The sequence below is a fragment of the Giesbergeria anulus genome (assembly GCF_900111115.1).
In the GTDB taxonomy this organism is placed as follows: domain Bacteria; phylum Pseudomonadota; class Gammaproteobacteria; order Burkholderiales; family Burkholderiaceae_C; genus Simplicispira; species Simplicispira anulus.
In genome coordinates, this window is record NZ_FOGD01000016.1 from 1 (window position 1) to 18,488 (window position 18,488).

Annotated in this window: 25 protein-coding genes; 21 read left to right on the forward strand and 4 right to left on the reverse strand. The window is 55.4% G+C overall.

Annotated features, from left to right (window positions below):
• The 13 genes from BMX55_RS14915 to BMX55_RS14975 form a co-directional block, all read left to right on the forward strand.
• The coding region (locus BMX55_RS14915; protein ID WP_483866618.1) for an elongation factor Tu at nucleotides 1-385 on the forward strand (385 nt) is incomplete at its 5' end.
• 26 nt (nucleotides 386-411) lie between these two features.
• Nucleotides 412-723 (forward strand): 30S ribosomal protein S10, encoded by a 312-nt coding sequence (gene rpsJ / locus BMX55_RS14920; protein WP_003059431.1) that lies wholly within the window; start codon nucleotides 412-414, stop codon nucleotides 721-723.
• Between the two features lie 199 nt (nucleotides 724-922).
• Nucleotides 923-1,597, forward strand: a complete 675-nt coding sequence (gene rplC / locus BMX55_RS14925) for a 50S ribosomal protein L3 (protein ID WP_091459076.1) — start codon at nucleotides 923-925, stop codon at nucleotides 1,595-1,597.
• Nucleotides 1,597-2,217 (forward strand): 50S ribosomal protein L4, encoded by a 621-nt coding sequence (gene rplD / locus BMX55_RS14930; RefSeq protein WP_091459077.1) that lies wholly within the window; start codon nucleotides 1,597-1,599, stop codon nucleotides 2,215-2,217. Before rplC ends, rplD begins: the two co-directional genes overlap by 1 nt.
• Nucleotides 2,214-2,528, forward strand: coding sequence for a 50S ribosomal protein L23 (gene rplW / locus BMX55_RS14935; protein ID WP_091459079.1), 315 nt, complete (start codon nucleotides 2,214-2,216; stop codon nucleotides 2,526-2,528). The genes rplD and rplW overlap by 4 nt, the downstream gene beginning before the upstream one ends.
• Nucleotides 2,529-2,530: 2 nt before the next feature.
• Nucleotides 2,531-3,355, forward strand: a complete 825-nt coding sequence (gene rplB, locus BMX55_RS14940; protein ID WP_091459081.1) for a 50S ribosomal protein L2 — start codon at nucleotides 2,531-2,533, stop codon at nucleotides 3,353-3,355.
• 10 nt (nucleotides 3,356-3,365) lie between these two features.
• Nucleotides 3,366-3,644: a 30S ribosomal protein S19 gene (gene rpsS / locus BMX55_RS14945; RefSeq protein WP_047349368.1), complete on the forward strand. Its 279-nt coding sequence runs from the start codon at nucleotides 3,366-3,368 to the stop codon at nucleotides 3,642-3,644.
• A gap of 9 nt (nucleotides 3,645-3,653) precedes the next feature.
• A complete protein-coding gene (gene rplV, locus BMX55_RS14950; RefSeq protein ID WP_005796970.1) occupies nucleotides 3,654-3,986 on the forward strand; it encodes a 50S ribosomal protein L22 in 333 nt (110 codons plus the stop codon).
• A gap of 14 nt (nucleotides 3,987-4,000) precedes the next feature.
• Complete coding sequence (gene rpsC, locus BMX55_RS14955; protein ID WP_091459084.1) at nucleotides 4,001-4,873, forward strand: 30S ribosomal protein S3; 873 nt, start codon at nucleotides 4,001-4,003, stop codon at nucleotides 4,871-4,873.
• A gap of 3 nt (nucleotides 4,874-4,876) precedes the next feature.
• On the forward strand, nucleotides 4,877-5,293 hold the full coding sequence (rplP, locus tag BMX55_RS14960) for a 50S ribosomal protein L16 (protein ID WP_091459085.1): 417 nt from the start codon (nucleotides 4,877-4,879) through the stop codon (nucleotides 5,291-5,293).
• Between the two features lie 17 nt (nucleotides 5,294-5,310).
• Nucleotides 5,311-5,505, forward strand: a complete 195-nt coding sequence (gene rpmC, locus BMX55_RS14965; RefSeq protein ID WP_091459087.1) for a 50S ribosomal protein L29 — start codon at nucleotides 5,311-5,313, stop codon at nucleotides 5,503-5,505.
• A gap of 9 nt (nucleotides 5,506-5,514) precedes the next feature.
• On the forward strand, nucleotides 5,515-5,784 hold the full coding sequence (gene rpsQ / locus BMX55_RS14970) for a 30S ribosomal protein S17 (RefSeq protein WP_091459089.1): 270 nt from the start codon (nucleotides 5,515-5,517) through the stop codon (nucleotides 5,782-5,784).
• A gap of 77 nt (nucleotides 5,785-5,861) precedes the next feature.
• The gene (locus BMX55_RS14975) at nucleotides 5,862-6,368 is read left to right on the forward strand and encodes a peroxiredoxin (RefSeq protein ID WP_091459091.1); all 507 of its coding nucleotides are present in this window, start codon (nucleotides 5,862-5,864) and stop codon (nucleotides 6,366-6,368) included.
• Nucleotides 6,369-6,528: 160 nt separating this feature from the next.
• Here the strand turns inward: BMX55_RS14975 and BMX55_RS14980 are convergent, their stop codons facing one another.
• The gene (locus BMX55_RS14980) at nucleotides 6,529-7,221 is read right to left on the reverse strand and encodes a dienelactone hydrolase family protein (protein ID WP_091459149.1); all 693 of its coding nucleotides are present in this window, start codon (nucleotides 7,219-7,221) and stop codon (nucleotides 6,529-6,531) included.
• Nucleotides 7,222-7,483: 262 nt separating this feature from the next.
• Between BMX55_RS14980 and mnmG the strand changes: the two genes are divergently transcribed.
• The 7 genes from mnmG to BMX55_RS15015 are packed head-to-tail and all read left to right on the forward strand — an operon-like array spanning nucleotide 7,484 to nucleotide 13,843.
• The gene (gene mnmG, locus BMX55_RS14985) at nucleotides 7,484-9,451 is read left to right on the forward strand and encodes a tRNA uridine-5-carboxymethylaminomethyl(34) synthesis enzyme MnmG (protein ID WP_091459093.1); all 1,968 of its coding nucleotides are present in this window, start codon (nucleotides 7,484-7,486) and stop codon (nucleotides 9,449-9,451) included.
• Nucleotides 9,448-10,119, forward strand: coding sequence for a 16S rRNA (guanine(527)-N(7))-methyltransferase RsmG (gene rsmG / locus BMX55_RS14990; RefSeq protein ID WP_091459095.1), 672 nt, complete (start codon nucleotides 9,448-9,450; stop codon nucleotides 10,117-10,119). Before mnmG ends, rsmG begins: the two co-directional genes overlap by 4 nt.
• Nucleotides 10,120-10,124: 5 nt before the next feature.
• Complete coding sequence (locus BMX55_RS14995; RefSeq protein WP_091459096.1) at nucleotides 10,125-10,739, forward strand: LysE family translocator; 615 nt, start codon at nucleotides 10,125-10,127, stop codon at nucleotides 10,737-10,739.
• Between the two features lie 6 nt (nucleotides 10,740-10,745).
• Nucleotides 10,746-11,582 carry a ParA family protein gene (locus BMX55_RS15000; protein ID WP_091459098.1) on the forward strand — a complete coding sequence of 279 codons (837 nt, stop codon included), beginning with the start codon at nucleotides 10,746-10,748 and terminating at the stop codon, nucleotides 11,580-11,582.
• Nucleotides 11,583-11,596: 14 nt separating this feature from the next.
• Entirely contained in the window at nucleotides 11,597-12,148 is a 552-nt protein-coding gene (locus BMX55_RS15005; protein ID WP_091459100.1) for an RBBP9/YdeN family alpha/beta hydrolase, read from the forward strand.
• Nucleotides 12,149-12,153: 5 nt separating this feature from the next.
• Nucleotides 12,154-13,080, forward strand: coding sequence for a ParB/RepB/Spo0J family partition protein (locus BMX55_RS15010; RefSeq protein ID WP_091459102.1), 927 nt, complete (start codon nucleotides 12,154-12,156; stop codon nucleotides 13,078-13,080).
• 40 nt (nucleotides 13,081-13,120) lie between these two features.
• Nucleotides 13,121-13,843: a class I SAM-dependent methyltransferase gene (locus tag BMX55_RS15015; protein ID WP_091459103.1), complete on the forward strand. Its 723-nt coding sequence runs from the start codon at nucleotides 13,121-13,123 to the stop codon at nucleotides 13,841-13,843.
• A 68-nt stretch (nucleotides 13,844-13,911) separates the two neighbouring features.
• Here the strand turns inward: BMX55_RS15015 and BMX55_RS15020 are convergent, their stop codons facing one another.
• From BMX55_RS15020 to BMX55_RS16970, 3 genes are all read right to left on the reverse strand, one after another.
• Entirely contained in the window at nucleotides 13,912-14,607 is a 696-nt protein-coding gene (locus BMX55_RS15020; RefSeq protein WP_091459105.1) for a response regulator transcription factor, read from the reverse strand.
• Nucleotides 14,604-16,475, reverse strand: a complete 1,872-nt coding sequence (locus tag BMX55_RS15025; RefSeq protein WP_091459107.1) for a sensor histidine kinase — start codon at nucleotides 16,473-16,475, stop codon at nucleotides 14,604-14,606. The genes BMX55_RS15020 and BMX55_RS15025 overlap by 4 nt, the downstream gene beginning before the upstream one ends.
• Nucleotides 16,476-16,702: 227 nt before the next feature.
• On the reverse strand, nucleotides 16,703-17,008 hold the full coding sequence (locus tag BMX55_RS16970; protein ID WP_483866619.1) for a zinc ribbon domain-containing protein: 306 nt from the start codon (nucleotides 17,006-17,008) through the stop codon (nucleotides 16,703-16,705).
• Between the two features lie 699 nt (nucleotides 17,009-17,707).
• On the opposite strand from BMX55_RS16970, the gene BMX55_RS15035 reads away from it, so the two are divergent.
• Nucleotides 17,708-18,424, forward strand: coding sequence for a hypothetical protein (locus BMX55_RS15035; RefSeq protein WP_143059697.1), 717 nt, complete (start codon nucleotides 17,708-17,710; stop codon nucleotides 18,422-18,424).
• Nucleotides 18,425-18,488: the final 64 nt, after the last annotated feature.

The following is an 18,488-nucleotide window of genomic DNA, read 5'->3' on the forward strand; positions in this document are numbered from 1 at the left end:
CCAAGGTCAAGCTGGCGACAACGTCGGTCTGCTGCTGCGCGGCACCAAGCGCGAAGACGTCGAGCGCGGCCAAGTGCTGTGCAAGCCCGGCTCCATCAAGCCCCACACCCACTTCACCGCTGAAGTGTACGTGCTGAGCAAAGACGAAGGCGGCCGCCACACCCCCTTCTTCAACAACTACCGTCCCCAGTTCTACTTCCGTACCACGGACGTGACCGGTGCCATCGAACTGCCCGAAGGCAAAGAAATGGTCATGCCTGGCGATAACGTGTCGATCACCGTCAAGCTGATCAACCCCATCGCGATGGAAGAAGGTCTGCGTTTCGCTATCCGCGAAGGTGGCCGTACCGTCGGCGCTGGCGTGGTTGCCAAGATCATTGCGTAATCGTTGCACTGCACAAGGAAAACACCATGTCTAAGCAAAAGATCCGCATCCGTCTGAAGGCTTTCGATTACAAGTTGATCGACCAGTCTGCCGCTGAAATCGTTGACACTGCCAAGCGCACTGGCGCTATCGTCAAGGGCCCCGTGCCCCTGCCGACCCGCATGAAGCGTTTCGACATTCTGCGTTCGCCCCACGTCAACAAGACCAGCCGCGACCAGTTTGAAATCCGCACCCACCAGCGCCTGATGGACATTGTCGATCCTACCGACAAGACCGTTGACGCCCTGATGAAGCTCGACTTGCCCGCTGGCGTCGACGTCGAAATCAAGCTGCAATAAACACCTTCCCCTCGGCGATTCGTCGCCGACATGGTAAGGCTACTGCGCGAACTTGCTTGTAAAGGCAGTTCGCGCTATACTTTATGGCTTCGCCTTTTGCATTACGCAAAGGGCGGAGTTTTATCAACCGTCTTTCACGCACAAGCGTGCAACGCCAAGGCCAATTGAAGTCGCGGCGGTGGAAGTTTTGGAGAAACAAATGAGTCTGAGCAACTCCCTGGGGTTGCTGGGCCGCAAGGTGGGCATGATGCGTCTGTTCACTGATGATGGGGACGCAGTGCCCGTCACAGTGGTGGATGTGTCCAACAACCGCGTGACCCAGGTCAAAACCCAAGAGAACGATGGCTATGTGGCTTTGCAAGTCACTTTTGGCGCGCGCAAAGCTTCGCGTGTCACTAAGCCAGAAGCCGGTCACCTTGCCAAGGCAGGTGTTGAAGCCGGTGAGATCATCAAAGAATTCCGCGTGACCGCTGAAACCGCTGGCAAGTATGCCGCTGGTGTCGCTGTTGCGGTGACTGATGTGTTTACCGTGGGCCAAAAAGTGGACGTGCAAGGCACTTCCATCGGTAAGGGCTACGCTGGTACCATCAAGCGTCACAACATGAGCTCGCAGCGCGCGTCGCACGGTAACAGCCGTTCGCACAACGTGCCCGGCTCTATCGGTATGGCACAAGACCCCGGTCGCGTGTTCCCCGGTAAGCGCATGACTGGTCACCTCGGTGACGTCACCAAGACCACGCAAAACCTCGATGTCATCCGCATCGACGAAGCGCGTCAACTGCTCTTGATCAAGGGCGCAATTCCCGGCTCTAAGGGTGGGTTCGTGACCGTGCGTCCCGCTGTCAAGGCCACCGCTGCCAAAGGAGCGAACTAATGCAGCTCGAACTCCTGAATGACCAAGGCCAGGCCGCATCCAAGTTTGATGCCCCTGAAGCCGTGTTTGATCGTCCCTACAACGAAGACTTGGTTCACCAAGTTGTTGTCGCTTACCGCGCCAACGGTCGTCAAGGCACCCGTGCCCAAAAAGACCGTCAACAAGTTCGTCACTCGACCAAAAAGCCTTTCAAGCAAAAGGGTACGGGTAACGCACGCGCTGGTATGACTTCCTCGCCACTGTGGCGTGGGGGCGGTCGGATTTTCCCGAATATGCCTGACGAAAACTTCACACAGAAGATCAACAAGAAGATGTACCGCGCTGGTATGGCTTCGATCTTCTCGCAGCTGGCCCGCGAAGGCCGTCTGGCTGTAGTGGATTCGCTCAAGCTCGAATCGCCCAAGACCAAGGTGCTGGCCGACAAGTTCAAGGCCATGAACCTGCAATCGGTCATGGTGATTTCTGAAGAAGTCGACGAGAACCTGTACCTGGCTTCGCGCAATCTGGCCAACGTGCTCGTGGTCGAGCCCCGTTATGCCGATCCCGTGTCGCTGGTGCACTACAAGAAGGTCATCGTCACTAAGGGCGCAATCGACAAGCTCAAGGAGATGTTCGCATGAGTAGCCCCAAGTTTGACGAAGGTCGTCTGATGCAGGTGCTGGTTGCTCCCATCGTGTCCGAAAAGGCCACCATGGTTGCAGAAAAGTCCAACGCTGTGACGTTCAAGGTGCTGCAAACCGCTACCAAGACTGAAATCAAGGCCGCTGTGGAATTGATGTTCAAGGTCGAGGTTAAAGGCGTGTCTGTGGTGAACACCAAAGGCAAGACCAAGCGTTTTGGCAAGACCATGGGCCGCCGCGACAACGTGCGCAAGGCCTATGTGACGCTCAAGCCCGGTCAAGAGCTGAACCTGTCCGGGGAGGCCGCTTAATCATGGCAGTCATTAAAATGAAACCCACCTCGCCCGGCCAACGTGCTGTGGTGAAGGTTACCCGTGACCACCTGCACAAGGGTGAGGGCTACGCCCCCCTGTTGGAACCCCAGCACCAAAAGGCTGGCCGTAACAACAATGGTCACATCACCACCCGCCACAAGGGCGGTGGTCACAAGCACCACTACCGCGTGGTGGACTTCAAGCGCAACAAGGATGGCATTGCCGCCAAGGTTGAACGCATTGAATACGATCCTAACCGCACGGCCCACATCGCTCTGGTGTGCTATGCCGACGGCGAACGTCGTTACATCATTGCCCCCCGTGGCCTGGAAGTTGGCAGCACGCTGATGTCCGGTTCCGAAGCGCCTATCCGCGCTGGCAACACCCTGCCGATCCGCAACATCCCTGTGGGTTCGACCATCCACTGCATCGAGCTCAAGCCCGGTGCTGGTGCGCAAATCGCCCGTTCGGCTGGTGCCTCCGCTACGCTGCTGGCTCGCGAAACCACCTATGCCCAAGTGCGTATGCGCTCGGGTGAAGTGCGCAAGATTCACATCGAATGCCGCGCCACCATTGGTGAAGTTGCCAACGAAGAGCACAGCCTGCGCCAACTGGGCAAAGCCGGTGTCAAGCGCTGGATGGGCATTCGTCCCACCGTGCGTGGCGTCGCCATGAACCCGGTCGATCACCCCCACGGTGGTGGTGAAGGCCGTACCGGTGAAGGCCGTCATGCTGTCGATCCTTGGGGCAATCTGACCAAGGGTTATCGCACCCGCAACAATAAGCGCACACAAGGCATGATTGTGTCGCGTCGTAAGAAGTAAGGGGTAGCAAATGACTCGCTCTCTCAAAAAGGGTCCGTTTGTTGACCATCACTTGCTGGCCAAGGTTGAAAAAGCCATTGCCACCAAGGACAAGAAGCCAGTGAAGACCTGGTCGCGTCGCTCTATGGTTCTGCCCGATTTCATCGGCCTGACCATCGCCGTTCACAACGGCAAGCAGCACGTGCCCGTGTACGTCACCGACCAGATGGTGGGCCACAAGCTGGGCGAATTCGCCCTGACGCGCACCTTCAAGGGTCACCCCGCGGACAAAAAAGTCCAGAAGAAATAAGGAACGACCATGTCTGAAACACGTGCAGTCCTCCGGGGCGTCCGTCTGTCGGTCGATAAGGGCCGTCTGGTCGCTGATCTGATTCGCGGCAAGAAGGTTGACCAAGCCCTGAACATCCTGACTTTCACGCAGAAAAAAGCTGCTGGTATCGTCAAGAAGGTTCTGGAATCGGCTATTGCGAACGCCGAACACAACGATGGCGCTGACATCGACGAGTTGAAGGTAAAAACCATCTACGTCGAACAAGGCACCACGCTCAAGCGCTTTACCGCGCGCGCCAAAGGCCGCGGCAACCGCATCAGCAAACCCACGTGCCATGTGTACGTGACGGTTGGCAACTGAGGCCAAGGAAGACTATGGGACAGAAAATCCATCCTACCGGCTTCCGCCTGGCGGTCAGCCGTAACTGGGCAAGCCGCTGGTACGCCAGCAACCGTGACTTCGCCGGTATGCTGGCTGAAGACATCAAGGTGCGTGAGTACCTCAAGGCCAAGCTCAAGAACGCGTCGGTTTCGCGTATCCTGATCGAGCGCCCCGCCAAGAACGCCCGCATCACCATTTACTCGGCACGTCCGGGCGTGGTGATCGGCAAGAAGGGCGAAGACATCGAGAACCTCAAGAAGGAACTCGCTGTGCGCTTGGGCGTGCCAGTGGCAGTGAACATCGAAGAAGTGCGCAAGCCCGAAATCGATGCCAAGCTGATCGCTGATAGCATCACCCAACAGCTCGAAAAGCGCATCATGTTCCGCCGTGCCATGAAGCGCGCCATGCAGAACGCTATGCGTTTGGGCGCTCTGGGCATCAAGATCATGTCGTCGGGCCGTCTCAATGGTATCGAAATCGCTCGTTGCGAGTGGTACCGTGAAGGCCGTGTGCCACTTCACACCCTGCGTGCTGATATCGACTACGGCACCTCTGAAGCCAAGACCACCTACGGTGTGATCGGCGTCAAGGTCTGGGTCTACAAGGGTGACACACTGGGCCGTAACGATCTGCCCGCTGTGGAAACTCCACGCCCCGAAGAAGAGCGCCGCCCACGTGGCCCCCGCCGTGATGGCCGCCCCGGTGGCGACCGTGCCGGTGCAGGCCGTGGTGGCCGCCGCCCTACGGGTAGCAATGCCGCCCCTGCCGATGGCAGCGACAAACCCGCCGGTGCTGGTGCCGATGCCGTTAAGCGCGTTCGTAAAGCAGACGCGCCCGCTACAGCAGCGGACGGAAAAGGAGAATAAAAGATGCTGCAACCTGCTCGCCGCAAATACCGCAAGGAGCAAAAAGGCCGTAACACTGGTGTTGCCACCCGTGGTAACAGTGTGGCCTTTGGCGACTTCGGCCTGAAGTGTACCGACCGTGGCCGCTTGACTGCGCGCCAACTGGAAGCTGCACGTCGTGCTATTTCCCGTCACGTTAAGCGTGGTGGCCGTATCTGGATTCGCGTGTTCCCGGACAAGCCGATTTCTACCAAGCCCGCCGAAGTGCGTATGGGTAATGGTAAGGGCAACCCCGAATACTACGTGGCCGAAATCCAGCCCGGCAAGATTGTGTTCGAGATCGTCGGCGTGCCCGAAGAACTCGCTCGCGAAGCCTTCCGTTTGGCGGCTGCCAAGCTGCCCCTGCGCACCACGTTCGTGGCACGCATGGTTGGCCAGTGATTTCAGGAGAAACTGATATGAATACTGCTGAACTGCGCCAAAAAGACGTCGCCGGCATCAAGGAAGAAATCAAGGCTTTGCAAAAAGCCCATTTCGGCCTGCGTATGCAAAAGGCAACCCAACAGCTGGGCAACACAGGCACTCTGAGCGTTACACGCCGTGCCATCGCCCGTGCCAAGACCATTCTTGCTGAAAAGCAAGCCGCCAAGTAAGGAGCCCACATGACGGAAGCTAAAAAATCCCTCAAGCGCACCTTGATTGGCAAGGTGGTCAGCGATAAGCGTGAAAAGACCGTGACCGTGTTGGTCGAGCGTCGTGTCATCCATGAGTTGTATGGCAAGATTGTTGGTAAGTCGAGCAAGTACCACGCGCACGACGAAAACAACGCCTACCATGTCGGCGACGTGATCGAGATCACCGAAAGCCGTCCGCTGTCCAAGACCAAGAACTGGGTTGCTACCCGCTTGGTGCAAAAGGCCGGTCTGCTGTAAGCCTAACTGGCTACTAGTCAGCACTGCTGCGCAAAACGACCCACAATGTGGGTCGTTTTTCTTTTTCTGGAGCACCTATGATCAAAGTCGGAGACACCCTGCCCGTTGCCACCCTGATGGAATACATCGAAGTAGAAGGCAATGGTTGCAGCCTAGGCCCCAACCCGGTGGATGTGCAACAAGCCACCACCGGCAAGACCGTTGCTATTTTTGCCGTGCCCGGTGCTTTTACCCCCACCTGCTCGGCCCAGCATGTGCCTGGCTTTGTGGCCCAAGCGGCAGAGTTCAAGGCCGCAGGCGTAGATGAAATCTGGTGCGTGGCCGTGAATGATGCCTTTGTCATGGGAGCTTGGGCGCGTGACCAGAAAACCGCTGGTGCCGTGCGTATGTTGGCCGATGGCGATGCCACCTTTACCAAGGCCACTGGCCTGACGCTGGACTTGACTGGCAAGGGTTTGGGCTTGCGCAGCAACCGTTACTCGATGCTGGTCAAGGACGGCAAGGTGGTGCAGCTCAACGTGGAAGAAGGTGGCAAACTGGCGGTCAGTGATGCGGCCACGCTGCTGGCCCAAGTGCGCGGCTGATCCACATTGCCATAGCCTACAGGCCACGGGCCTGTGGCTCGCATCTTCTCGGATGCCTCCAAGGCTGCACAAGCACTGGAGGCTTTTTTTATCCCCCTCACCGACAGCACGGCTTTTGGTGGGCGATGGGGGCCATGCTGGTGATGGCCCACGGGCAAGATCAGGCCAGATGCTGGTTAAAAAAGGCCAAGGTGCGGTTGCGCGCACTGACGGCTGCTGCCTCATCGTAGGCTCCCCGTTGGTCGCAGTTAAAACCGTGGTGGGCATCGTAGACATGGCATTGCACCTCAGGGTGGGCCGCCGCAAAGGCTTGCACGCCGTCTAGGGCAATCCACTGGTCTTGGCTGGCAAAATGGGCGAGTGCCGGGCAGCGTGGCTGGCGTGCCACCTCGGCAGAGGTGGTCATACCGCCACCGTAGTAGCTGACGGCGGCCGCCAGCCCTGTCAGTTCGCAAGCAGCTTGCCAAGCCATTAAGCCGCCCCAGCAAAATCCAACGATACCCACCGCAGCGCCACTGCGGGCTGCGGCATGGTCAATAGCGGCTTGGATGTCGGGCAGTATTCCTGCCCCCGGCAACTGGTCTACCGACGTTTTCAGGGCAAAGCCAGCCTGCATATCTTCGGGGGTGTAGCCCAAATCGACATCGGGCTGGACGCGGGTAAACAGTGCCGGAGCCACGGCCAGATAGCCACGGGCGGCAAAGCGCTCGGCCACGGCGCGGATGTGACTGTTGACGCCAAAAATTTCTTGCAACACCACCACAGCCCCGCGCGGAGTGCCTTCAGGTACCGCTTCCCAGGCTGGGCAGAGAAAACCGTCGCTTGATTCCAGTGTGATCCATTGACTTTGCATGATGTAACGCTTTCTGTGTTTGCTCAAGAGAGACCCGCAAGATTGCACGGCTCAGGTGCCTGAATGTGGCACATTGGCAGGCAGCTAGATTTTTGCAGGAAAAAGTGGTGGCTCGATATGGCACCATTTTTATCGGGAGGCCGAACAACGCAACCCGGCTTGCAAAGCCACGCGTTTGCAGCGCAGGCTACTCCACCCGCATAAATCGGCAAAAGTGGGAAAATCAGCCCCCTTTACTCTAGCTCCCAGCGCAGGACTGCCCATGCTTTATCCCCAAGAATTCGATGTCATCGTCGTTGGCGGCGGCCATGCCGGAACCGAGGCGGCACTGGCCGCTGCACGCATGGGTTGCCAGACCTTGCTGCTCACCCACAACATCGAGACTTTGGGCCAGATGAGCTGCAACCCCAGCATCGGCGGCATTGGCAAGGGTCATCTGGTCAAAGAGGTGGATGCTCTGGGCGGCGCGATGGCGCTGGCCACGGATGAGGGCGGTATCCAATTTCGCATCCTTAACAGCAGCAAAGGCCCCGCCGTGCGTGCCACGCGGGCGCAGGCCGACCGCATTTTGTACAAAGCCGCGATCCGCCGTATGCTGGAAAACCAGCCCAATCTCTGGCTGTTTCAGCAAGCGGTGGATGATTTGATGGTGGAGGGCGACCGCGTGGTCGGTGCCGTGACGCAAATTGGTGTGCGCTTTCGCAGCCGCACGGTGGTGCTGACTGCCGGTACTTTTTTGGATGGCAAGGTGCATGTGGGCCTGAACCACTATGCCGCAGGCCGTGCTGGCGACCCTCCAGCCATCAGCCTGTCGGCACGCCTGAAAGAGCTGCAACTGCCCCAAGCCCGCCTCAAAACCGGTACGCCGCCGCGTATTGATGGCCGCACGATTGACTTTGCCCAATGCACCGAGCAGCCCGGCGATGGTATGCCCGGTGGCAGCAACGAGGGCCAAGTGCCGGTGTTCAGTTTTATGGGCAAGGCAGCGATGCACCCACAGCAGATGCCCTGCTGGATCACGCACACCAACGAGCGCACACACGAGATCATCCGCAGCGGCTTTGACCGCAGCCCGATGTTCACCGGCAAGATTGAGGGCGTGGGGCCGCGCTATTGCCCCAGCGTTGAAGACAAAATCAACCGCTTTGCCGACAAAGACAGCCACCAGATTTTTCTGGAGCCTGAGGGCTTGACCACGCACGAGTTCTACCCCAACGGCATCAGCACCAGCTTGCCGTTTGATATCCAGTTGGCACTGGTGCGCAGCATGAAGGGGCTAGAAAACGCCCATATCCTGCGCCCCGGCTACGCCATTGAATACGACTACTTTGACCCACGTGCGCTCAAGAGCAGCTTTGAGACCCGACAAATCCAAGGTTTGTTCTTTGCCGGGCAGATCAACGGTACTACCGGCTACGAAGAAGCCGCTGCCCAAGGCTTGTTTGCCGGACTGAACGCCGCGCTGCAATGCCGGGGCCAAGACGCTTGGCTGCCTCGGCGCGATGAAGCCTATTTGGGGGTGATGGTGGATGACCTGATTACCAAGGGCGTGACCGAACCGTATCGTATGTTTACCAGCCGGGCTGAGTTCCGCTTGCAACTGCGCGAAGACAACGCAGATATGCGCCTGACCGAGCAGGGCCGCCAAATGGGCTTGGTGGATGATGCCCGCTGGGATGCCTTTAGCCGCAAGCGCGATGCTGTTTCACGTGAAACAGAACGCCTGAAGGCCACTTGGGTGAACCCGCGCATCTTGCCTGCTGCCGAGTCTGAGCGCGTGCTGGGCAAGGCCATTGAGCACGAATACAACCTGTTCGAGCTGCTACGCCGCCCCAATGTTTCCTATGCTGCGCTGATGGATATGGATGGTGGCAAATACGCCAGTAGCGATGTTTCACGTGAAACATTGGGCGAGGCCACCGATGCTGTATTGGAGCAGGTAGAAATTGCCGCCAAATACGCAGGCTACATTGACCGGCAAAAAGACGAGGTGCAACGCGCCGCCCATTACGAAAACCTGCGCCTGCCATCCGAGCTGGACTATATGCAAGTTTCGGCTTTGAGCATTGAGGCGCGGCAGAAGCTGCAAAAGCACCGCCCTGAAACCTTGGGGCAAGCCTCGCGCATCTCAGGCATCACCCCGGCCACGATCTCGCTGCTGATGGTGCATTTGAAAAAAGGTGGCTTTAAGGGCTTTGCCACCACCACTACCACCCCGGAGGCCGCATGAGCACCACCAATCTGGAAACACCGCTGCGCCAAGGCATACAAGCGCTAGGCCTGACCTTGAGCGATGCCCAAGTGCAGCAACTGCTCGACTTTATGGCGCTGCTGCAAAAGTGGAACAAGGTGTACAACCTGACTGCGGTGCGCAACCCGGCAGAAATGCTCACCCACCATCTGCTTGATAGTCTGGCCGCCGTGGCCCCATTACAGCGGCATCTGGCTACTTTGGCAGCGGCGGGTAACACGGCCCCGCGCCTGTTGGATGTCGGCTCTGGCGGTGGTTTGCCGGGCGTGGTGTTTGCCATTTGCTGCCCGGCACTGGACGTGAGCTGCGTGGATACCGTAGCCAAGAAGGCCGCCTTTATTCAACAAGCGGCGGTGGCACTCAAGCTGCCGAATCTGCACGGCATCCATGCCCGCGTGGAATCCTTGGCTGGCCCGTTTGATGTGGTCAGTTGCCGTGCCTTTGCCTCGCTGCCCGACTTCACTTCTTGGTCGCGCGCGGCCCTAGGGTCGCAAAGCATCTGGCTGGCGATGAAAGGCAAACACCCCCAAGATGAAATCGACGCCCTACATGCCCAAGTGCAAGTGTTTCACGTGGAACCATTGACGGTACCGGGGTTGGATGCCGAGCGCTGCATTGTCTGGTTGCGCTTGGCCGCCACGGCCTGAACCGTATGGCTGGTATTGCCGACTATGGCGCTTTTGTCGTCGCCATCATCGTGTTTTTGGCTATTCCGGGGCCGGGCAATTTGGCCTTGATTACTGCCACCGGCAAGGGTGGGGTGCGCGCCGGGCTGGCGACTACGTTGGGTGTGATGGCCGCCGATCAGGTGCTGATGTGGCTGGCCGTAGCCGGGGTAGCGGCGCTGCTGGCTACCTATCCGACGGCCTTTCAAGCGGTGCAGTGGCTGGGGGCCGCTTATTTGGCATGGCTGGGCTGGAAGATGCTCACGGCCCCACCGGGCGCACCCCCTGTGCTGGTGATGCAACCGCGCCACTACTTTCGCCAAGGGGCGCTGATTACCCTGCTCAACCCGAAAGCCATTGTGTTTTATATGGCGTTCTTCCCGCTGTTTGTGGATCCGGCCCACCATCAGGGGCTGCTCACCTTTGGCATCATGGCACTGACCATTGCGCTATTGACCTTTGTCTATGCCCTGATTGTGGTGCTGCTCACCCACCATTTGGCCGCCAGGCTACGCGCTAATCCGCTGATTGGCCGTGTGCTGGAAAAAACCGCCGGAATGCTGCTCATCGGCTTTGGCTTCAAACTCGCTTTTTCAAGGTAAATTGCCATGTCCCATATTTTTTGCGTTGCCAACCAAAAGGGTGGCGTGGGCAAAACCACCACCACCGTCAATTTGGCTGCGGGGCTGGCCCAGCTAGGCCAGCGGGTGCTGCTGGTCGATCTTGACCCCCAAGGCAATGCCACGATGGGCTCGGGCGTGGACAAGCGCGAGCTGCCCCTGTCGGTCTATGACGTGCTGATGGGCGAGGCCACCGTGGCCGAAGCCGCCGTGGCAGCACCTGCTTGTGGCTACCATGTGCTGGGAGCGAATCGCGAACTGGCTGGGGCTGAGATCGAACTGGTCTCGCTGCCGCAACGTGACCAGCGCCTCAAAGCAGCACTGGCCCAAGCCGCCGCCGAGTACGACTTTGTGCTGGTCGATTGTCCACCCTCGTTGTCCATCCTCACGCTCAATGGCCTGTGCGCTGCCCACGGCGTTGTGGTGCCCATGCAGTGCGAATACTTTGCCTTAGAGGGCGTGACCGACCTGCTGCACACCATTACCCAAGTGCGCGCCAACCTCAATCCTGACTTGCAGATCATTGGCCTACTGCGTGTGATGTTTGACCCGCGCACCACCTTACAACAGCAAGTCAGTGAGCAATTGCAGACCCATTTTGGCGACAAGGTGTTCCAAACCGTGATCCCGCGCAACGTGCGCTTGGCCGAAGCCCCCAGCCACGGCTTGCCCGGTGTGGTGTTTGACCCAGCCGCCAAGGGCAGCCAAGCGTTTATCAACTTTGCCCGCGAGATGATGGGGCGGGTGGGTGTGGCGGCTCCGGCTAAGGGGCGCAAGCCTGCGGCCAAAAAGGCGGTGGCCTCCTCTGCGGCCCGCCGCAGCTAAACCTTTGCCCCACCATGCCCACAACATCCCCCCGCATCCTCACCCTGCCCGGCTGGCAGAATTCCGGCCCCGACCACTGGCAAAGCCGTTGGGAGCGCCTGCACGGCTACGAACGCCTTGAGCAACACGACTGGCAACGCCCGTTGCGCGGTGACTGGAGCGCCCGATTGCAAGAAGTGGTGGTCGATAGCCCCGGCCCGGTGGTGCTGGTAGCGCATAGTTTGGCTTGCCTGCTGGTGGCGTGGTGGGCTGCCCATTCGCCCGATGCCCGCAAGGTGCAGGGCGCTTTGCTGGTAGCCCCACCAGACGTAGAGCGCCCCGACATGCGCCAACAACTGCCCGGCTGGGCACCGATGGCCTGCCAGCCGCTGCCCTTCCCGGCCGTACTGGTAGCCAGCCGCAATGACCCCTATGGCAGCGCTGCCCACGCACAGGCTTTGGCCGATGCTTGGGGGTGCCAGTATGCCGATGTGGGCGAACGTGGTCACCTCAATGCCGATTCTGGCCTCGGCGACTGGCCCGAAGGCCTGGCCCTGCTGCAAACCCTCATCGCAACGAAAGATTAAGCCCGATGGCAACGAAAAAACCCAAGGGCTTGGGGCGCGGCCTCGAAGCCCTGCTCGGCCCCACCGCCCCTAGCCCGACAACCCTTAACAGTACAGTTGGACAAGCCCCCTCCTCCCTACTCTTGATAGAGCTGGTGCCCGGCCAATACCAACCGCGCACGCGCATGGATGAAGGCGCACTCTACGAGCTGGCTGAAAGCATCCGGGCGCAAGGCATCATGCAGCCGATTTTGGTGCGCCGCTTGGGCAGTGGCCCGCACGCCGGACGCCATGAAATCATTGCTGGGGAGCGGCGCTTTCGCGCTGCCAAACTGGCTGGACTAGACAGTGTGCCGGTGCTGGTGCGCGATGTGCCCGACGAAGCCGCCGCCGCGATGGCGCTGATCGAAAACATTCAGCGCGAAGACCTGAACCCGCTGGAAGAAGCCCAAGGCCTGCAACGGCTGGTGCGCGAGTTTGGCCTCACGCACGAACAGGCAGCGCAGGCCGTAGGCCGCTCGCGCAGCGCTGCCAGCAACTTGCTGCGCCTGCTGCAACTGGCTACTCCCGTGCAGACTATGCTGCTGGCCGGTGATTTGGACATGGGCCATGCCCGCGCTTTGTTGAGTTTAGACAAAGCCACGCAAATCACTGCCGCTCACCAGATTGCCGCCAAAAAGCTCTCGGTGCGCGAGGCCGAAGCCTTGGGCAAAAAGCTGGCGGCCAACGCTGGCAAGACCGGCCCCACCTCTAAGACCGCTACCCGCGCCAAACCACGCGACCTGCTGCGCTTAGAAGAAGAACTCTCTGACCTGCTGATGGCCGAAGTAGAAGTACGCATCAAAAAGCGCGTGCGCCGTGCCGGGCAGTTGGACGATGTGGGCGAGTTGGTCATTCAATTTGGCTCTACCGAAGCCCTCAATGGCTTGATTGATCGGCTGCGTGCTGCCTGACCATGTTTGACGCGAAATATTATTCTGACGGGGCTGTTTCATGATCATCCGCCTGCCTTGGCCCCTGCCTGCCGTGCTGGCGTGGTCTTCAGGTTGGCTGCTGTTGTTGTTGTTACAACGGCTGCTGCCGCCGCTGTGGGCGCTGGTGGTAGCGATGGTGTGGTGTACGCTGGTCAGCCTGCTTGGGGAGAACTTCTGGCGTCGTGTGTTGATCGTATTGGGTTTTCCGCTGTCGCTGGTGCTGACCGGCATGGCCAGCGTGCCGCAATGGGTCTGGCTGCTGCCGTTGGGCTTGTTGCTGGCAGTCTATCCGCTACACGCTTGGCGCGATGCGCCGGTCTTTCCCACGCCCGCCGATGCTCTCAACAGCCTGCCTGATTATGCTTGGCTAGAACCGGGGGCTGAGGTTCTAGACGCGGGCTGTGGCTTGGGCGATGGTCTGCTGGCCCTGCGCCAAGCCTACCCCTTGGCCCGTTGGCATGGCCTAGAGTGGAGCCGCCCGCTGCGCTGGCTGTGCGCGCGCCGCTGCCCTTGGGCACAGGTGCGCCGGGGTGACATCTGGCAAGAGCCTTGGGGGCCATTCGCGCTGGTTTATTTGTTCCAGCGCCCTGAAAGCATGGCCCGTGCTTGGGCCAAGGCCAATGCCGATATGGCCCCCGGTTCGTGGCTGGTCAGTTTAGAATTTGCCGTGCCCGACGTCATTCCATTCGCCCATTACACTTTAGATGGTGAGCGTCCAGTGTGGGTTTATCAAATTGGGTAGTGCTCAATATTAAAATAAATCTGGTGCAGAGTTGTGCCAATTTGATGAATATTTCTAGGTGTAAAAAATCAATTTTCCTGCAAAGTTATTTGTGTCGTTAACTTATAGCCATAATTCCGCACTGCCTTGATTGAGTTTTTAATGTCCAAGCCATCCGATATTTTAGTTCGCAAGCGGCTAATAATTACGGGCAAATTTTCACGTGATAAATTCATTTTGTGTTGTGAATCGAGGTGATGCAAAAGGCTTTCAGTGTCTATACATTGCTTTGGAGCTAAAGACAGTTCATAGAGTATATTTGCCTCAGTGAGAGTTAAGCTAATATTCATTTCTAATGATATTCCAAGAGTTAATTTGGAGATGTTCAGTTGTAGATTATGATGTCCCCATCGTTTAACTCGTCTAGCCAAGTTAATGACTACAGCCTCTAGCTCACCAATATTTGCTGGCTTAGTGAGGTATACGTCAGCACCACTTTGATAGCCTGCTACTTTATCCATTGGAAGCACGCGCGCTGTTAATAAGATAATTCCAATATCGGGAAGTGCACGGCGTAATCGCTGAGAAATACTCAAACCATCTTCGCCAGGTAGATTTAAATCAATAATCACAATATTGGCCGGGTGTTGATGCAATGCTATATCAAGACCTTCACCACAGTCTACTCCCCGCACGTGCCATTCGGGGCGGGTTAAAAACGCAACCAATTCATCACGGACGATGTCATGGTCTTCTACTACAACGATATGTACTTGTGAATTCATTGGTATGGCAATCGGAGTTCAAATGCTATTTTATCTTTCTGTGGTTGGTAGCTCGCATCGCCACCGTGAAGCTGGGCAATACTTTTGACCAAAAATAGCCCTAATCCAGAACCTGTTCGTTGGTGTGCTGCTTGTGCTCGGTAATATTTGGTAAATACCCGGTCTGGATCGGGCCAACCCACTTTGCCCACGCTGTTATATATTGCAATCAAAAACTCTGATGCAGGGTGATTTGTTTCTATTAATTTTACCTCGACTATAGAGTCAGTCGGAGAGTAAGCAAGGGCATTATCAATTAAATTCATCACCATGATTTTTAACAAATCAATCTCGATTTGTGCAAATAATAATTCCGGTAAATCGGCTTTGAGTCGATGGTGTAATCGGTGTTCTTGAATCCATTGTGATAAAAGTTTTGCTACATCATGCGGAGTCTTTTGGGGTAGCCAATTACCTTGATCCAGCCGATCTGCATGGCGGCAACGTTCTAGTACAGCATTCATACCATCAACAGATTCATAAATATTATTGATACGAATCTGTTGATCCTTAGGTTGAAGGATACGACCACTCATCAAAGTTTGTGTGGCAAGACGAATGGATGCCAATGGATTTTTTAATTCATGCAATAACATGCTCATGAAACTTGCACTTTCAGCACGACGCTGTTGCTCCCATAATAGTTGGGCTTGAGTTTTTTCAATTTTTTCATGCAGATGAATTTGATTACGTAGTTCTAAATGATCCCGTCGCGTTAGTATCAAATATTGCATAATTGACGCAAATAGATTGGGTCCAATTACTGGATATAAATGCGGCTGACTCATGGGTGCCCACCCCATAATTGGCAACATGATATATAGTAAATAAATTAATAAGCAGATGTAATTAAAGCGAATTAAATTGCGAATAATTTTGTCTTCAATTTTTAATTGGTAGCTAATTATGAAACTCAGTATTATTGATGGCAAAGTCATCATTGATTTCAGTTCCATTGCTTGCTGGATATGGTCGTTTGTTATTTGCCAGAATAAAATCGGTGTCACTAAATATAGGCAGCCAAAAAAAATTCTGTTTATGCGTGGGCCTTCAAATGCTGTGAAAAATTTATATGAGTAGATGGCGCTAATAAGAAAATGTAAAATCAAGACAACAGAGGTGCCTTTATTTGCCAAGGTTGGATTGTCTGGGATGATGTATTTTGAATGAAACCCCATAAATGTAGCAGCCATGATAAGGGTTATCAATTGAAAGATTCCATTCAGCCCCCATAAAAAATCTCGTGTAATGAAAAATCGCTCTAATGAAATTAATATTAATACAAATAGTATGCCAGCATAAATTCCACTGCCTAGCATCAATAGACTATCAAATTGTTCTGCCTCGGCGATAGATTGGACTGCAACAAATAAAGCAGTGGTGCTACTGGTTTTGAGGCGCACATATACTGTGGTGGGTTTTTCAGCAGAAGGCTCTATAGCAAAACTGAAATTCAAATTATGCCGATCACGCTGATTGAAGGCGAAAGCATCCCCTTGTTGGCGCATTTGCCACGCTCCGGGTAATCCTGAGGCGTTTGGTGTTCGGCTGTATAAGCGTACATCATCCAAATAAGGGGGGCGCACAACCACCAATAGTTGTGCCAAAGTACTGGAGTCTACGATAACGCGCAACCAGGTTACCGATGCAGTGTAGCCTCGTGACAGTATTACAGGTGCAGGTTTGAACTCTAATGTTTGAACATCTTCAATACTCAACTCTCCGGTTGGATCAACCAAAAATGAGCGTTCAATTACAAAATCTCTTGCGGAAACCGGTATTTGTGATGATGTTAAAAATATAAAAATAATATATAATATATAGCGCATTGGCGTAAATGTGTGTATATTGTCTTTAATAAATATCTTAAATTCTTTATTATATATTAAACAATATTCTATGAAAAATTTTGCAAACGACTGGAATTTGTCTGTAAATAACGTAATTCTTCGATAGCCGCTTGTTTAAGCTGGATTTTGCGCTAGGTCAGAAAATTGGTGATGATAGCTGCCTTGAGGCTTGCGCAGAGCTTGGGGGTTTAATATCTTTGCCACCCTCAAATACGGAGAGGTACAGCCGAGTAATCGCTGCACGTCCATTCTCTTATTCCAAGTCCTGCGCTACCTTTCGGGCTGCTGGTAGGAGTACTCCTGCAGCACGAGCGAGGTTGGGTTGAATACGCTTCGTTCACTTGCCTAAAGACAATACCGGCCTGGTGGCTCTCGTGTTGCAACACCATCTTCAGTAATGACCAGCTCGCATCCAGCGTGGACTTGGCTACCTTGGTTTTCATCAGCTTACTGCTAGCCATGTCGCCTACGAAGATGGCGGCGTGTTCTCGCGCCAGCCTTGGATTTGGCATGGCCGTCTTTGTCCACACACACCAGTTGCACTGTGCCGCTGCCTGCGCTTACATCGTCGAACTGGCTGAACTGCGCCGTGTATTTTTCTCGTTCGTAGCCTGACAAAAATTGGGGCGGAGATGCTGTGCCGCTTGGCTGAGACCTCGTTGATATGGCTCCAGACCTGATTGACCTCATGCGCTATACGACGCAGCACTTTGACACGCAACTGGAGGGTTTTGGTGCTGGTGCCCATGCAAAGTCCATCATAGTGCGTAGGCCCATAACTCACTAGATCTCCGTGAACGATGCTACTTGCGCTCGCAGCCGCGTCAATTGTCAGCTTGTACCGGAGCAAAAAGATGTAAATCTATGACGGTGATTTTTCTATTGTAGCTGTCTATTTGTAACTAATTGTATCAATAAAAGTGGCTTGCTGGATTGAAAATTGTTGATTTTTATAAATGAAATCAATATGTTACGTTTTGATACAGCAAGGTCAAGCGGCAACGGCTACTTTTTCACTGCAATAAAAAGCAATGTTTTTCAATGGTGCTTGTGTAAGTTGCGAGGCTATGAGCTCGACTACAACACCCTTACCTTACCCCCATACCCGCACTGTGGCCGGTTTGCTGGCGTTCATCTGCACTGCTGTGTGTATTGGCATGGCCTCTAGTGCAGTGATGGAACGGGCTACCACCAAGACGGAGCAGTGGGTGATGCTAGCCACTGCGGTAGCATTGGTACTTGGTAGCCACCTGCTACCTGCATTAAGCCGACGCAGTGTTGTGACCAAGGTGCTTTTTTTGGTCTGCATAGTGGCCACTGTTTACAATCAGGCCCATTTTTTTGCTAAGGCAACGCATCGAGCAAGTGAACACCGGGCGAAGACTGTGGCCGTGTCTAGCCATACATTGGCGTTACAAGAGGAACTCGATTCCATCGTTGCCCGGCCACTGGTTAAAGTGGCGGCTGACTTAGCCAAGGCTACTGCACAGGATGCGGCTACCCAATCAGCACTGGCCCGCTGTCAAGTGAAAACACCCGATAAGTGTGCAACGGCACAGGTATTGGGGGTAGCTACGGCTGCGAAGGTTCAGGCGCTACAAGTGGAAAACACCCAGGCTGAGCGGGCCGCTGACCTGCGCCGCCAGTTGGCCAACGCTGCGGCGGCTCATGATGTAGCACAAGCATTGCAATCGGCAGACCCTGTAGATGTCCAACTTGCTGCAATCACTGGACTGAGTATAAAAAGCATAGGCACAATTGCCGCTGTACTACAAAGTTTGCTCTTGGAACTGCTAGGCGCTGCATTATGGACGGTGGTACTGTCTACCCCAACAGCAGCCGCAGCTATGCCAGTAGGAAAGAGAGAGAAAAATATGACGGCGGTAAAGATTGAAGTGATAGGCAAAAATGCTATCGCCACCTTATGAGGAATATTGTACTCAGATTGCCCATAGGAAATCACCCTTTTAGACATCAATTTCTCGTGCGTTA

Coding starts and splice junctions, on each gene's coding strand:
- rplV (WP_005796970.1), top strand. CDS start 3,654: ATGTCTGAAACACGTGCAGTCCTCCGGGGCGTCCGTCTGTCGGTCGAT.
- rplW (WP_091459079.1), top strand. CDS start 2,214: ATGAGTAGCCCCAAGTTTGACGAAGGTCGTCTGATGCAGGTGCTGGTT.
- rpsQ (WP_091459089.1), top strand. CDS start 5,515: ATGACGGAAGCTAAAAAATCCCTCAAGCGCACCTTGATTGGCAAGGTG.
- rplC (WP_091459076.1), top strand. CDS start 923: ATGAGTCTGAGCAACTCCCTGGGGTTGCTGGGCCGCAAGGTGGGCATG.
- rpsS (WP_047349368.1), top strand. CDS start 3,366: ATGACTCGCTCTCTCAAAAAGGGTCCGTTTGTTGACCATCACTTGCTG.
- mnmG (WP_091459093.1), top strand. CDS start 7,484: ATGCTTTATCCCCAAGAATTCGATGTCATCGTCGTTGGCGGCGGCCAT.
- rpsC (WP_091459084.1), top strand. CDS start 4,001: ATGGGACAGAAAATCCATCCTACCGGCTTCCGCCTGGCGGTCAGCCGT.
- BMX55_RS14995 (WP_091459096.1), top strand. CDS start 10,125: ATGGCTGGTATTGCCGACTATGGCGCTTTTGTCGTCGCCATCATCGTG.
- BMX55_RS15020 (WP_091459105.1), bottom strand. CDS start 14,607: ATGAATTCACAAGTACATATCGTTGTAGTAGAAGACCATGACATCGTC.
- BMX55_RS14975 (WP_091459091.1), top strand. CDS start 5,862: ATGATCAAAGTCGGAGACACCCTGCCCGTTGCCACCCTGATGGAATAC.
- rpmC (WP_091459087.1), top strand. CDS start 5,311: ATGAATACTGCTGAACTGCGCCAAAAAGACGTCGCCGGCATCAAGGAA.
- BMX55_RS15025 (WP_091459107.1), bottom strand. CDS start 16,475: ATGCGCTATATATTATATATTATTTTTATATTTTTAACATCATCACAA.
- BMX55_RS14980 (WP_091459149.1), bottom strand. CDS start 7,221: ATGCAAAGTCAATGGATCACACTGGAATCAAGCGACGGTTTTCTCTGC.
- rpsJ (WP_003059431.1), top strand. CDS start 412: ATGTCTAAGCAAAAGATCCGCATCCGTCTGAAGGCTTTCGATTACAAG.
- rplP (WP_091459085.1), top strand. CDS start 4,877: ATGCTGCAACCTGCTCGCCGCAAATACCGCAAGGAGCAAAAAGGCCGT.
- BMX55_RS15005 (WP_091459100.1), top strand. CDS start 11,597: ATGCCCACAACATCCCCCCGCATCCTCACCCTGCCCGGCTGGCAGAAT.
- BMX55_RS15000 (WP_091459098.1), top strand. CDS start 10,746: ATGTCCCATATTTTTTGCGTTGCCAACCAAAAGGGTGGCGTGGGCAAA.
- BMX55_RS15035 (WP_143059697.1), top strand. CDS start 17,708: ATGCTAGCCACTGCGGTAGCATTGGTACTTGGTAGCCACCTGCTACCT.
- BMX55_RS15010 (WP_091459102.1), top strand. CDS start 12,154: ATGGCAACGAAAAAACCCAAGGGCTTGGGGCGCGGCCTCGAAGCCCTG.
- rsmG (WP_091459095.1), top strand. CDS start 9,448: ATGAGCACCACCAATCTGGAAACACCGCTGCGCCAAGGCATACAAGCG.
- rplD (WP_091459077.1), top strand. CDS start 1,597: ATGCAGCTCGAACTCCTGAATGACCAAGGCCAGGCCGCATCCAAGTTT.
- BMX55_RS15015 (WP_091459103.1), top strand. CDS start 13,121: ATGATCATCCGCCTGCCTTGGCCCCTGCCTGCCGTGCTGGCGTGGTCT.
- BMX55_RS16970 (WP_483866619.1), bottom strand. CDS start 17,008: ATGCCAAATCCAAGGCTGGCGCGAGAACACGCCGCCATCTTCGTAGGC.
- rplB (WP_091459081.1), top strand. CDS start 2,531: ATGGCAGTCATTAAAATGAAACCCACCTCGCCCGGCCAACGTGCTGTG.